Genomic DNA, 13,683 nt, shown 5'->3' with positions numbered 1-13,683 from the left:
TGCGATATATATCGTATCTGCTACACTATCATCACCTTATTGCGCGTCATTCATCACGCGTTATTACTAGCGCGTCATCGACAATGTGAGAGACTCTTTATGCCGTTTACTAAACTTGGGCTCAGTGCCCCATTACTGAATGCGATTGAAAAAGTAGGTTACGACAAGCCTACTACGATTCAGAATAAAGCGATTCCCCTGATTTTAAACGGTGACAATCTTCTTGCTGCGGCGCAAACAGGTACAGGTAAAACGGCGAGTTTCGTGTTGCCTATTCTAGAAAAATTAAGTCGAGCGGAAACCCAGCGTAAGAAGCGGGCAAGAGCGCTTATTTTGACTCCGACACGAGAGTTAGCGCAACAAGTTCACCAGAGCATTGAAACATACGGCCAAGAGTTATCATTAAAATCGATGGCGATGTACGGTGGTGTTGATTATGCCCCACAGAAGCAAGCGTTAATTGATGGTATTGATATTGTGGTGGCAACACCGGGCAGATTGTTAGACCTTTATGGACAACATGCTATTCACTTTGATGAAGTGGAATGCTTGGTATTGGACGAAGCTGACAAAATGCTTGATATGGGCTTCATTGAAGCGATTAACAAGATTATTGCTCGGGTACCAGAAGACGCGCAAACACTGCTGTTTTCTGCCACGTTATCTAATCCAGTTCGAGAATTGGCTCGCAGCGCAATTGATAACCCATCAGAAATCAGTATCGCTAAACATAGTGCGTCGAAGGGAAACATTAAGCAATGGATTGTGACGGTTGACAAAGATATTAAGTCATCATTGTTAAGCCATTTATTAACAGAGAACTCATGGTCTCAAGCGCTGATTTTTATTGAGACGAAGCACGGCGCAGCAAAGCTAGTAAGCCAGCTTGAGAAGCGCGGAATTCAAGCAGAAGCGTTTCATAGTGGCCGTAACCAAAAAGTTCGTCAGCAGCTGATTGAAGACTTTAAGGCTGGGAATATTCAATACTTGGTGTCGACAGGTGTTGCAGCGCGTGGTATCGATATTGAAAACTTACCGGTTGTGATTAACTATGACTTACCATTTCCGGCAGATGAATATGTGCACCGAATTGGTCGTACAGGGCGAGCAGAAGCGGCGGGCGAGGCAGTATCTTTAGTATCGAAAGACAACTTTAAGAATTTATGCATGATCGAAAGTCGATTAGGGCACTTGCTTGAGCGCGTGGAGATTGAAGGTTTTGAACCTCGTAAACCAGTGCCGATTTCGATTTTAAATTATGTACCAAAGCATAAGCGTAATAGCGAAGAGCGATAATCGTAGCGATAAACGATAACGGATGACCCATAGCCTCTAGTGTTTCATTAGGGGCTTTTTTACGCTTGGAGAATAGTGTTATTCATTACCCTAATATTCACTAATTATCCTAACTACATGTTGAAATTATACTAGGTTATTAACAATGCTGGCTGGTAAGGGCTGGCGTATTATTTGTGGCGGTTGTGTGAGGGAGAGGAATATTATGGTAAGACGCTGGTGGGGGTTAGGGGGGATTTGTTTAGCCTTTATGGCCAATGCCGAAGTATTTGATGGCTTTCCTGATGTTGTGGTGTGTGAGGTCGGTAAACCCTACCGCAGCGGCTCAATAACCTTATTTGCGGAATATCAAGATCAAAACCGGATTGCGTATTATCGCAGTATGGATGGAAAGCAAGTCATCAAGATAGATCGTAAAGGGTTAGTGAGTGCGCACAACAAACATAGCAAAAATAGCTGTGTTGGTCAGACATTGAATACCTTAGTCTCGAAAGGAAAAGCCTTTAACTTTCAATTGATGGAGAAAGAATAAGCAGCTCGGTTGAGCTGCTTAGGGTACATGTTTTGCCGATTATGCTTATTTGATTACTTTAACGATTTTTAGATCGCTTAATCAGCTTTCTCGATCAAAAGTGTAATGCCGTCTACATCAATAACTCGTACGAGTGATCCCGAGGCTATGGGTTCATCACTATAGGCCGTCCATGAGGTGTCACCAAGATTAATTCTGCACTTACCTTTACTGATATCGTGCTCTAACACGGCGGTTTGACCGATCAGCTGCTTATCTTTTTGGTTCAGTTCTCGGTTATTATCTGAGCGTATGTCGGTCTTATGCTGCTTACGCCACCATAGCCACGTGAGCACAAGGGCAAATACGCCAAAGCTTACCCATTGTAGCTGCCAACTGATTGGCAGAAAGGCGACAATGATGCCAACCAACATAGCAGAGATCCCAAGCCACAATAAATAGCCAGCGGTACCGAGTAGCTCCCCACATAACAGAAGTAACCCAAATGCAAGCCAGTGCCAGTAGTTAACTTGGTTTAATAACTCAATCACGCTTTATCCTTGTTATCGGCTTTTGATTGATTGAACATTTCCGCGATGCCAGCCACTGAGCCCATTAGCCCAGTTGCTTCGAGTGGTAGCATTATGATCTTGCCGTTCTCGGCTTGGCCAATCGATTTTAGAGCGTCAGTATAACCTTGGGCGATAAAGTAGTTAACTGCTTGCATATCACCTTGGGCGATAGCCATCGACACCATCTCAGTTGCCTTAGCTTCTGCTTCGGCGGCTCTTTCTCGCGCTTCTGCTTGAAGTATAGCAGCTTGCTTTTCACCTTCTGCCTTTAAGATTTCGGATTGCTTGTGTCCTTCGGCACGTAAAATCTGAGCCTGTCTTACCCCTTCCGCTTCTAAAACTTCAGCACGCTTGTTTCGTTCGGCTTTCATTTGAGCATTCATCGCAGCGGTGAGGTCGGCTGGTGGCTGGACATCACGGATTTCGATGCGAGTTACTTTTACACCCCAAGAGTTGGTTGCCTCATCAACGATAGCAAGCAACTTAGTATTTATGGAGTCACGCTGGCTGAGCATTTCATCAAGCTCCATTGAGCCAAGTACGGTACGCATATTAGTGAGAGTAAGATTGCGAATAGCATGTTCAAGATCAGTGATCTCATAGGCGGCTTTAGCCGCGTCGATGACTTGCACAAAGCAGACAGCATCAATGACCACATTGGCATTATCTTTACTAATGACCTCTTGTGGTGGGATATCAAGTACGCGCTCCATCATATTGACTTTATTGCCAATAGAGTCGACGAATGGAATGATGAGGTTCAGTCCGGGTCTCAGAGTATGGGTGTAGCGCCCGAAACGTTCGACAGTCCAGTTGTCGCCCTGTGATACCGTTTTTACCCCAGCCACCAAAAACACGATAGCGACGAGGATAAAACCACCAATAGTAACCATTGCATCAATAGCCATGAGTCAACTCCTTGTATAAAATTTAATCCATTCTGGATCAATATGAGCGTGAGCGCAAATGGAATAGTGTATAGGTGTGTATTTAGTGAAGTAACTAAATTGTAAATAATATCAATTATTTAATTAAAAGGGAGGCTTAGCCTCCCTTTTAATTAATTAGTAAAGCAAGGAGTAGAGCTGTCGGCGATATTTACCGGCGACGGGATTACCTTGTCCTAGGGCTGAGAGGATATCCATGAAGGTTTTCTTGAGCTCGCCATCTAGAGCATTGAGATCGCGGCTCACGTAGCCCCAAAGCAGCGCAAGGGCTTCTTCATCTCGGCTGACTTGATGGTATTGCAGCGCCAATTCTGCAGCGATTTTGAGTCCGTCAGGAGACGCTTTGAGAGCGGCCTCTAGTGATTGAATTTCTGGACTATCGGCAGCTTGTTTATGCAGCTCAAGTTTAGAAACCAACGATTTATAGTAGTTATCTTTATATTCTAGCGGAATGCTGTCTAGCATAGCTTCTGCGAGTTCGAATTGATTGGTTTCTAATAAGCTGTTTGCTCTTGCAAGCTTGATTTCACCCTTGCTTTGGTACTCTTCTGATAACGTAGCAAAGAGAGTTAGCGCTTCGGTATGCGCGTCTTGCTGAGTCAATTCTAATGCTTTTTGTGCCGTCAATTCATCTTGGCTAGGAAGGTGTTTTGTTAACATGGCTGTGATGGCTTCAAGAGGCTGAGGACCGCCTAGCCCATCTACAGGCTGACCATTGACGAATAATGCAATCGTCGGCAGCGTTTGTACGCCAAATTGACCTGCAATGGCTTGTTGCTCTTCGCAGTTCAACAGGGCTAGAGTAAAAGCGCCGCTGTATTGTTCTGTTAACGCTTTCAATGATGGGATCATTTGAACGCTTTCTTCACTCATCGGCGCCCAGAAATGAATGAGTACCGGAGTGCTCATGGAGCCTTCTAATACTTGGCGAAAATTTTGCTCATTCAGATCAACAATGTACGGTGGTTGCATCCAATAGTCCTTGTTTGTATTCACGTTAGTTCTACAAGCAAGATTGGTATGAAAGAGCAGAAATTCAAGGTCATAAGAAGATTCAAGGTCATAAAGACATTAAGCAAGGCGTAGAAACCAAAACACCGTACTTTTCAGCACGGTGTTCATGGTGTTTTTGGTATCGCTGTTTGGGGGAGTTAAAACCAAACAAAATAGGCGAGTGTCACCCCCACAGCGACCCAGTTAAGCTGATTTAACGTCATATTGTCGTATCCAGATTAATCACTGCAAGTTATTGGATCTGTGATGATCCTTTTAGAAAGTCACGGCGATAAAACAGATTGCCGTGAGCCTATATTGAGTAATATATCGATACTTTGTGACACTAAAATTACAAATGAACGAATTCTATGCAGCTTTTCGCAATATAGGATCAAGCCACTTTCCTGGTAACAGTCTTTTTAGTACCGCAAAGATCTTCGTTGGCGTAGTGATTCGGTACCTGAGTTTGGGCCGTGTGGACTCTAGGGCATGAATCAATGCCGGGAGACAGGACTCTGGAGGTAGCACAAATTGATTGTTCGATTCTGTGACGGAGAGGCGTTGCAGTTGCTTTTGATATTCGGTTTTATGGATGCTGGCTTCGACGTTGATCCATTTAAGAAAAGCGATTTTAGCATTGCTTCGAAATTGTGTTTCGATAGGGCCGGGTTCAATTAAAGCAATACGGACGTTGGATGAGTGCAACTCTAAACGCAACGTATCTGTCCATCCTTCCAGTGCAAATTTAGAGGCGTTATAAGCCCCTCGATATTTCATTGCGGCGAAACCAAGGACGGAACTATTCTGGATAATACGCCCTTCATTTTGTTGGCGCATAATGGGTAAAATGAGTCGAACTAATTCATGCCAGCCAAAGAAATTAGCCTCAAATTGCGCTCTCAGTGCATCAGTTGGGAGATCTTCTAACGCTCCTGGTTGTCCGTAGGCTCCGTTATTGAATAAACCATATAGCCGTCCTTCACATAGGTCGAGAGTCTTTTGTACCCCAAGTTGGATGCTCTTGGCATCAGCCAGATCCAATTGAATACAAGTTAGCCCTTCATTTTGAAGACGTTTAACGTCTTCTATTGAGCGACATGACGCTATGACATGATAGCCACGTTGATTGAGTTCATGTGCAGCGGTATAGCCAATACCGCTGGAGCAACCTGTGATTAATATCGCTTTTTTCATTTTAGAGTTAACGCCTTAGTCCTTTCGAAGCTTCACCATAGCGATGAGTACACGGTTGAGACAAGCGTTATCGACTTTTAATAAGAATATTTTTCAATGCGGGTTCTACATGAGGAAAAGAAAAGTTAAACCCGATTTCAGTTAAGCGTTTGGGCTTGGCGCGTACACTGTCTAGCAATAAGCATGACGATTCCCCCATGATTATCTTTATTAGCCATGCTGGCGTCATTAAAAAGTGGGGGCGATTTAGGGTCCTCGCCAATATTCGGCTAAACAGTGCATTAGAGACAGCATGGGGCGCGCAAAAATTGTAAGGTCCTTGAGCATGGGGAGTGTCGAGTAGGGTGACGATACCTCTTACCATATCGAGTATATGGATCCATGGTAGGTACTGCTTACCATGCCCAATTGGACCGCCAAGACCCAACTTGTAAGGGAGTAACATCTTGCTTAGCGCACCACCATTTTCGCCCAATACGACTCCGGTGCGTAATAGACAAACGCGCGTTCGTGCTGACTGGGCTCTCATTGCAATGGATTCCCATTTTTCGCATACGTTGTGAGCAAACGAATGTTGGTGTACCTGTAAGCTCTCATCGAAAGGATGAGATTGCTGATCGCCATAATAGCCGACGGCTGAGCCGCTAATTACGACACTTGGTGGCTCGGTACTGGCATGAATAAGAGTGACTAATTTTTCGGTGGTATTCCACCGGCTATCGCAAATGATTTTTTTCTGATCATCGCACCAGCGCTTGTCTGCAATGGGCTCACCGGCAAGGTTAATGACACCATCGAATGCATTGAGGTCATCAAACGTATCGAGAGTGGCTAAGTAAGTAATGTTTCCCAAATCGGTATGTTGGAGTGTCAATTTTGCTGCTTCAACATCACGACTGATCACGGTAACCGTGTGTGTGGTGAGGTGTTTAAGTAGTTCTTTACCGATAAATCCAGTACCACCGGTCACTAACAGATGCATTCGATCTCCCTTATTGCTTTTAACCACTAAGCCTTATAGTTCTACATTACTTGTTGTGGTGTTTGCGCACCAAGCAGTGGTGATACTGCCGCATGAGATTATCTGACTATAGGTAAATGATTTAACGCCATTAAGTAAATATAGCAATGAAATAGCTTTATTGACTAACTCTAATAACGCGTATCGTTAAATGGCTGAGATCACAGAATGGTGAGTAATTCTGACTAGGTTACATGGATGTTGCAATTATCACATCTTCTTACAATATTCTTTGCCATTCTAAATGTACGATATGCGGAATGGGAGAAAAGCGTGCAAGGGATGAAAGCCCTCATACATGTCATGCTCAATAGTTTGAAAGATTTAATGCCCATTGTATTTGTGGTGCTTTTTTCCAACTAGTCGTGCTTCAAGAGCCGCTTCCCAATGTGCTCTCGATACTTTTCGGTCTACTGCTCGTAGTATTAGGGCTCACTTTCTTTGTGTTTGGTTTGGCAATGGTGGCGGCTGAAGTGGGAGTGTTTACAATGACGGAAGAGTCAATGCAGGGCTACGTCATGGATCTTCGTTTGCTTGTAGCCTTATTAGTAGGGCTTGCTATTATTCTTGGCGTCATTCGAATACTGACAGATTGGCCAATCCCAATATGAATGTTAAGTACTGTGCCCGTCTTTTTGAGCGGTTTGGAATCAGCCGAGCACCCGTTATCGAAGACGGTAAGATTATTGGTATGGTTAGTTATCAATATTGTTGTGAATGGCATGGCACGTGAGGAATAGCGGGTAAACTAAGTTACAATAGCCTCATAACGTGTGTTGGAGGTAAATCCGTGAAATTATTCTTTGCATCAGACCTACATGGTAGTGTCAGTGCGACTCAACAAGTATTAGAAGCCTACCGTCAGTCGGGAGCGCAGCACCTTGTGATTCTAGGTGATGTTCTTAACCATGGTCCAAGAAACCCGGTTCCGGAAAGTTATAACCCACCAGAAGTCGCGGCATTACTTAACGACTATCAATCTGAAATTATTGCCGTTAGAGGTAATTGCGATAGTGAAGTTGACCAAATGCTACTTCACTTTCCTATGATGGCTGATTATGCATGGGTGTTATTGCCATCGGGCAAGCGTTTATTTTTAACGCATGGCCATTTATATAATGCAGCTAAACGCCCTCAGCTTAAAAAAGGCGATGTGATTGTTCATGGACATACGCATATCCCGGTTGCTCACTGGGATGAAGAACAAGTCATTTTTAATCCTGGCTCTATTACTTTCCCGCGTGAAGGCTACGCTGCAAGCTATGGTTTTTTTGAGGGTAATACATTGAGTGTCAAAACATTTACTGGGGATGTACTTTGTTCTATTGAACTATAGTCGACATATTTTAGAGTTAAAAAAACGCAGCCATTGGCTGCGTTTTTTCGACGTATCTAATTAACGAGTAACTAATTTCTTAGTTTGCTGATTACTTAGTTACGCGTAGTACTGGTGTTTCACCAACAGTAACAGAACCAGATAGCTTATTAAGCTCTTTGATTTCGTCCATGTTAGAGATAACAACTGGAGTCAGCGTTGATTTAGCTTTTTCTTCAAGAAGTGCTAGATCGAATTCGATAACAGTGTCGCCTGCTTTAACAGTTTGACCTTCTTCAGCGATACGCTTAAAGCCTTCACCTTTTAACTCAACAGTGTCGATACCAAAGTGAACAAATAGCTCGATGCCGTCGTCAGATTCGATAGAGAACGCGTGGTTCGTTTCGAAGATCTTACCGATAGTACCGTTTACAGGAGCGACCATTTTGTCGCCAGCTGGTTTGATAGCAATACCATCACCAACGATTTTCTCAGCAAAAACGACATCTGGCACGTCTTCGATGTTTACGATCTCACCAGATAGTGGTGCGATGATTTCGATTGCACCAGCGTCAGCGCTGTCGTCAGATACTAGCTTCTTCAGTTTGTCAAAGAGACCCATGTTGTGCTCCTAAAGGTTTGATTTTATTCTGCTCAATTATATTAGCAGTTTGTCTTTTCTGCGATAAATTTTTCGACGTGCGCTTCAATTTCTGCAGCAGTCGCCATTTCTAGCGCTTCATCCGCCATAGCTTTTACTTCTGCGAAGTTAGCGTTACGGATAACTTTCTTAACCTTAGGAATAGAAATGCCGCTCATACTAAACTCATCTAGGCCCATGCCTAGTAGAAGTAACGTCGCGCGTTCGTCGCCAGCAAGCTCGCCACACATACCCGTCCACTTGCCTTCTTTATGCGAAGCGTCGATCACCTGTTTAATTACGGTTAATACCGCTGGTGAAAGTGGGTTGTATAGGTGAGAAATTAGCTCGTTACCACGGTCTACTGCTAGAGTATACTGAGTTAAGTCGTTAGTACCAATACTAAAGAAGGAAACTTCTTTCGCTAGGTGGTGAGCAATCGCTGCAGCAGCAGGTGTTTCTACCATTACACCGATTTCAATATCTTCATCAAATGCGATGTTTTCTGCGCGAAGTTCCGCTTTGTATTCTTCGATAGCTTTCTTAAGTTCGCGGATTTCTTCAACAGAAATAATCATCGGGAACATAATGCGAAGCTTACCGTGTGCAGATGCACGTAGGATACCGCGTACTTGATCACGTAGAATTTCACGACGATCCAAGCTAATACGAACCGCACGCCAGCCTAGGAATGGGTTCATTTCTTTTGGAAGGTCCATGTACGGAAGGTCTTTATCACCACCAATATCCATAGTACGGATAATAATTGAGTGGCCATTCATCGCTTCTGCAACTTCTTTATACGCTTGGTATTGCACTTCTTCGGTAGGAAGAGAATCGCGGTCCATGAATAGGAATTCAGTACGATACAGACCAACACCTTCACCGCCGTTACGGTTGATACCGTCACAGTCTTTTACGGTACCGATGTTGCCACAAACTTCTACACGGTGTCCGTCTAGAGTTTCAGCTGGTAGGTCTTTAAGTTTTGCAAGTTCCTCTTTTTCAGCAAGGAACGACTCACGGACTTGTTTCGCTTCTGCAAGTTGTGCTTCAGAAGGATTGATGATGATTTTGTTGTTCATCGCATCAAGAATCAACATGTCGCCGTTCTTAACTTGCTTAGTGATATCGTTAGTACCAACGATAGCAGGAAGTTCAAGTGAACGAGCCATGATAGAGGTGTGCGAAGTACGGCCACCGATGTCACAAGCAAAACCAAGTACGTAGTCTAGGTTGATTTGCGCTGTTTCAGAAGGTGTTAAGTCGTAAGCAACAAGGATCACTTGTTCATTGATGTCGCTAAGTGACACGATATTGATGCCAAGTGCGTTTTTCACAAATCGAGTACCGATATCACGGATATCCGTAGCACGCTCTTTTAGGTATTCATCATCTAAAGATTCAAGTGCACACGCTTGCTCTTCGATTACGGTGTAAATTGCGTGGTCCGCAGACATTTTGTCTTTCTTGATGAGAGCTAAGATCTCTTCTTCGAGCTCTTCATCTTCAAGAAGCATGATGTGGCCTTCGAAGATGGCTTCTTTTTCTTCACCAAAAGTTTCTAGTGCTTTTTGCTTAACAATTTCTAGTTGAGCAGACGATTTGTTACGAGCGTCAAAGAAACGCTGAACTTCCGCTTCTACTTGGTCATCAGAGATGGCTGCTTTGTTAAGAACAATTTCGTCTTCTTGAAGTAGTAATGCTTTACCGATCGCAATACCAGGAGATGCTAGGATGCCTGAAATCATAGCTTTACCTTAATGTGGTCAAATGTATAAAGAAAGGGTGACTTACGTTGCTACACTTATGTGTAGCTGATAGTCAGCGCTATTTCCAATAAAGCCACTTTGCTTTCGACAAAATGGCTTTAGAAGAATGATGGCTGCTTAGTGAAGCTCGTCCATTAGAGCAACTAGGTGGTCTACTGCTTGTTGAGCTTGTGGGCCTTCAGCAGAGATAGTTACGTTAGTACCTTTAACTAGACCTAGAGTCTGTAGTTTGAATAGGCTTTTTGCGCTAGCGCTTTTGCCGTTAGAAGTCACAGTGATGTCAGCGTCAAAAGATTTTGCTTCTTTAACGAACTGCGCTGCAGGACGAGTGTGAAGACCATTTTCTGCTGTGATTTCTACTTGCTTCTCGTACATTTTTATTACCCCAATTGATTTATTTTATGTTTGTTTTCTTAACTAAAGCCAAGCTTAGCGTCATTTGTTTGTTCCTGCTATAGGACTAAAGTCATGATTCATTAAGCGCTGCATCGGTCTTGAATTGTAGGCTATGATTGCAGTCTTCGCTGTCTCCATACCCTACGACTATTCTTTAAATCGCTTATTTATTTTTAAGCTTAAAATAAAACTGACCTGATATTACCAAAGGCTGACAGAGATTCAACAAAAAAGCCCCATAAAGGGGCTTTTTTAAATCAAAATTTGATTTGGCAACATATTATTGCTGAATCTCTTTGTCAGTGAATATACCTGCGAATAATGCTGAACTTAGGTAACGCTCACCTGAGCTTGGTAGTACTGTAACTATGGTTTTTCCTTTAAATTCAGGGAGTTCTGCTAGCTTATTGGCAGCAACAACAGCCGCTCCTGAAGAGATGCCAGCAAGGATCCCTTCTTCCTCCATGAGACGACGCGCCATCTCAATCGCTTCATCAGATGTTACAAGTTCAACACGGTCGATGATGTCTAAATCTAGGTTCTCTGGGATGAAACCTGCACCGATACCTTGAATTTTGTGTGGTGCTGGCTTGATTTCTTCACCCGCGAGCGCTTGGCTAATGACTGGCGACTCTGTTGGCTCGACTGCAACAGAAATGATTGCTTTGCCTTTTTCGCCTTTAATGTAGCGGCTCGTACCAGTAATGGTACCACCAGTACCTACGCCAGCGACGAACACGTCAATTTCGCCATCTGTAGCGTCCCAAATTTCCGGGCCCGTTGTTTTTTCATGGATAGCCGGGTTTGCTGGGTTATTGAACTGTTGCAACAGAAGGTATTTTTCTGGATTAGAGGCAACAATCTCTTCGGCTTTGGCAATAGCGCCTTTCATGCCTTTCGCTGCTTCGGTGAGCTCTAGATTAGCGCCTAGCGCTTTGAGTAATTTACGACGTTCTAGACTCATGGACTCTGGCATGGTTAGTGTCAGTTTGTATCCGCGAGCAGCGGCAACGAAAGCCAGTGCGACACCTGTGTTCCCACTTGTTGGTTCAACAAGCTCAACGCCTGCTTTTAGTCTTCCGTCTTTCTCTGCTTCCCAAATCATGTTGGCGCCGATACGACACTTAACACTGAAACTAGGGTTACGAGCTTCAACTTTAGCTAGGACGTTACCGTTACTAACTTTGTTGAGGCGAACTAGGGGAGTGTTACCAATGGTGAGAGAGTTGTCTTCGTAGATCTTGCTCATTATATGTTCCTTCATTCAGTTAACCGTATCGGTCAGCGATTACATGATAAGAATATGATTTTGTTGGGTGGGGGAGAAGAATTAAATAGTTATATATTATGGAAGAAAGTATGGAAAGCTTGAATTGATCGTGTCAGCCACGTAAATAAAGCGCATAGCCCAAGTGAAAACGGCGTTGTCATTGATTGCAATGACGCGATGTTTTCACTTGGGCTATGCCGCTATGAATCATTTCCTACGCAGGTACCACCCCCACGCTAAACATAACAGCACCCAACCATAAAGAGGCCATGTCCCGACCTCTCTGTACCAAGTTGTCCCGTTTGTCGGCGTGACCTCTGTACGCAACACCGCGGTTTCAAACTGAGGGATTTGCGCAGTAATTTTGCCGTTATGATCCGTGACAGCTGTAATGCCGTTGTTGGTTGAACGTATTAATGGTATTCCAAGCTCTAATGCTCGCATTCGAGCTATCTCCATATGCTGTAAGGGACCAATCGAGCGACCAAACCAGGCATCGTTAGAGAGTGTGAGCAAGTAGTCTGTTTCTGGCGTCACATTCTGTCGAACCTGTTCGTTAAAAATGATCTCATAACATAAAGCCGGTGCTAAATGCATGCCATTGGCAACGATATTGGGTTGTACATATGCCCCGCGACTAAACGAAGACATCGGCAAGTTAAAAAACGGCGCGATTGGACGAAGAAGATCTTCAAATGGAACAAACTCTCCAAACGGCAATAAGTGGTGCTTGTGAAAACGCTCGTCAAGATCAAGCTCATAGTCCCCATAAGGGGTTTGTCCCACAACCAGAATGCTGTTGTAGTATTCGTCAGACTCTGACTTATTGATAACACCTGTGATGATGGCCGTATTGTTCATCTTGGCCGCCGAGTCTAAATTACTTAGGAAAGACGGCAGTTCAAATTCCATTGCTGGAATAGCGGCTTCTGGCCAGATGATGATGTCGGCGTCCCAGTTTTCTCGGCTAAGATCGGTGTATTTCATAATCGTCGGCCAGCGTTGGCTTGGTAGCCATTTTAGCGCTTGGTCAACGTTACCTTGTATGAGTGCCACACTCTTCGTGCGGGTGGTATCCGGTGTTACCCACTCATAGTGACGTAACCCGAATCCGACTGAAAAAATGACCAGAGGAATAAGGGTTATAAGCCAATGTTTGCTTCGAATCGCGTAAGCTATACTCGCTGACGTGATGATGATCAGTAGCGTAATGAGCTCAACACCACCCATAGGGGCATAGCTGGCTAGCGGCCCGTCTATTTGACTATAACCTAACCATAACCAAGGGAATCCTGTCATCACCCAGCCACGAGCCCAGTCAAAGATGAGCCATAGCGCAGGGGCAGCAAGAAGGTAGCGTGTACGATTATCTTTTAGGAAAAAACGGTTTAATGACCAAGCAAATAATGCTGAATAGATGGACAGGTAACCCACCAATAGAGTCATTAGAAGTACGCTAGCGAATTTCGGCATACCGCCAAAATTATCGATACTAACGTGGACCCAACTAATGCCGGTCGCAAATTGGCCAAAACCCCATGCGTAGCCAATAAAAAGTGCACGCCGAGCGGTTTGTCCTTGCAGCAGAAGCAGTAGGATAAGTGGACTTAGCAGAGCAAGTGGCCACAGTTGATAGGGAGCGAAGGCTAGGGTTGTACTGGCGCCAACAAAAGCGGCCCCAACGGGCCGCAATAGGCGAAGATAATTCTTCATTTAATGGTGGTCTCACTTAACCGGTGGACACAAGGTATCG

13 protein-coding genes and 2 pseudogenes are annotated in these 13,683 nt (G+C 44.2%); 5 read left to right on the top strand and 10 right to left on the bottom strand.

The features are described from left to right. The first annotated feature begins 99 nt into the window (after window positions 1-99). Window positions 100-1,296, top strand: coding sequence for a DEAD/DEAH box helicase (locus tag L4D05_RS15165; RefSeq protein ID WP_265674576.1), 1,197 nt, complete (start codon window positions 100-102; stop codon window positions 1,294-1,296). Window positions 1,297-1,501: 205 nt separating this feature from the next. Further along, a complete protein-coding gene (locus tag L4D05_RS15160; RefSeq protein ID WP_428794522.1) occupies window positions 1,502-1,828 on the top strand; it encodes a hypothetical protein in 327 nt (108 codons plus the stop codon). A 77-nt stretch (window positions 1,829-1,905) separates the two neighbouring features. Here the strand turns inward: L4D05_RS15160 and L4D05_RS15155 are convergent, their stop codons facing one another. From L4D05_RS15155 to L4D05_RS15135, 5 genes are all read right to left on the bottom strand, one after another. Next, window positions 1,906-2,358 carry an NfeD family protein gene (locus L4D05_RS15155; protein WP_428752585.1) on the bottom strand — a complete coding sequence of 151 codons (453 nt, stop codon included), beginning with the start codon at window positions 2,356-2,358 and terminating at the stop codon, window positions 1,906-1,908. Beyond that, window positions 2,355-3,287 carry an SPFH domain-containing protein gene (locus tag L4D05_RS15150; RefSeq protein ID WP_428752584.1) on the bottom strand — a complete coding sequence of 311 codons (933 nt, stop codon included), beginning with the start codon at window positions 3,285-3,287 and terminating at the stop codon, window positions 2,355-2,357. The genes L4D05_RS15155 and L4D05_RS15150 overlap by 4 nt, the downstream gene beginning before the upstream one ends. Before the next feature lie 156 nt (window positions 3,288-3,443). Next, complete coding sequence (locus L4D05_RS15145; RefSeq protein ID WP_428794521.1) at window positions 3,444-4,298, bottom strand: co-chaperone YbbN; 855 nt, start codon at window positions 4,296-4,298, stop codon at window positions 3,444-3,446. Between the two features lie 390 nt (window positions 4,299-4,688). Continuing rightward, window positions 4,689-5,516: an SDR family oxidoreductase gene (locus tag L4D05_RS15140; RefSeq protein WP_428794520.1), complete on the bottom strand. Its 828-nt coding sequence runs from the start codon at window positions 5,514-5,516 to the stop codon at window positions 4,689-4,691. A 67-nt stretch (window positions 5,517-5,583) separates the two neighbouring features. Beyond that, window positions 5,584-6,498, bottom strand: a complete 915-nt coding sequence (locus tag L4D05_RS15135) for a TIGR01777 family oxidoreductase (protein ID WP_428794519.1) — start codon at window positions 6,496-6,498, stop codon at window positions 5,584-5,586. 312 nt (window positions 6,499-6,810) lie between these two features. On the opposite strand from L4D05_RS15135, the pseudogene L4D05_RS15130 reads away from it, so the two are divergent. From L4D05_RS15130 to yfcE, 3 genes and pseudogenes are all read left to right on the top strand, one after another. Further along, window positions 6,811-7,139, top strand: a pseudogene (locus tag L4D05_RS15130) (DUF1538 family protein); the annotation flags it as partial. After that, a pseudogene (locus L4D05_RS15125) lies at window positions 7,136-7,277 on the top strand (CBS domain-containing protein); the annotation flags it as partial. The pseudogenes L4D05_RS15130 and L4D05_RS15125, both read left to right, overlap by 4 nt. A gap of 50 nt (window positions 7,278-7,327) precedes the next feature. After that, window positions 7,328-7,873, top strand: coding sequence for a phosphodiesterase (yfcE, locus tag L4D05_RS15120; RefSeq protein ID WP_428794518.1), 546 nt, complete (start codon window positions 7,328-7,330; stop codon window positions 7,871-7,873). Window positions 7,874-7,964: 91 nt separating this feature from the next. Here yfcE and crr read toward each other — a convergent pair whose 3' ends face one another. The 5 genes from crr to lnt form a co-directional block, all read right to left on the bottom strand. Then, entirely contained in the window at window positions 7,965-8,474 is a 510-nt protein-coding gene (gene crr / locus L4D05_RS15115) for a PTS glucose transporter subunit IIA (RefSeq protein ID WP_250618487.1), read from the bottom strand. 41 nt (window positions 8,475-8,515) lie between these two features. Beyond that, entirely contained in the window at window positions 8,516-10,243 is a 1,728-nt protein-coding gene (gene ptsI / locus L4D05_RS15110) for a phosphoenolpyruvate-protein phosphotransferase PtsI (RefSeq protein ID WP_428752577.1), read from the bottom strand. Between the two features lie 138 nt (window positions 10,244-10,381). Continuing rightward, window positions 10,382-10,639: an HPr family phosphocarrier protein gene (locus tag L4D05_RS15105; RefSeq protein WP_102470818.1), complete on the bottom strand. Its 258-nt coding sequence runs from the start codon at window positions 10,637-10,639 to the stop codon at window positions 10,382-10,384. 301 nt (window positions 10,640-10,940) lie between these two features. Beyond that, complete coding sequence (gene cysK / locus L4D05_RS15100; protein ID WP_428752576.1) at window positions 10,941-11,909, bottom strand: cysteine synthase A; 969 nt, start codon at window positions 11,907-11,909, stop codon at window positions 10,941-10,943. A 228-nt stretch (window positions 11,910-12,137) separates the two neighbouring features. Further along, window positions 12,138-13,643, bottom strand: a complete 1,506-nt coding sequence (gene lnt / locus L4D05_RS15095; protein WP_428794517.1) for an apolipoprotein N-acyltransferase — start codon at window positions 13,641-13,643, stop codon at window positions 12,138-12,140. Window positions 13,644-13,683 lie beyond the last annotated feature (40 nt).

The sequence above is a fragment of the Vibrio nomapromontoriensis genome, assembly GCF_050337205.1.
GTDB lineage: Bacteria > Pseudomonadota > Gammaproteobacteria > Enterobacterales > Vibrionaceae > Vibrio > Vibrio nomapromontoriensis.
This window is presented reverse-complemented; position numbering and strand designations above follow the sequence as displayed.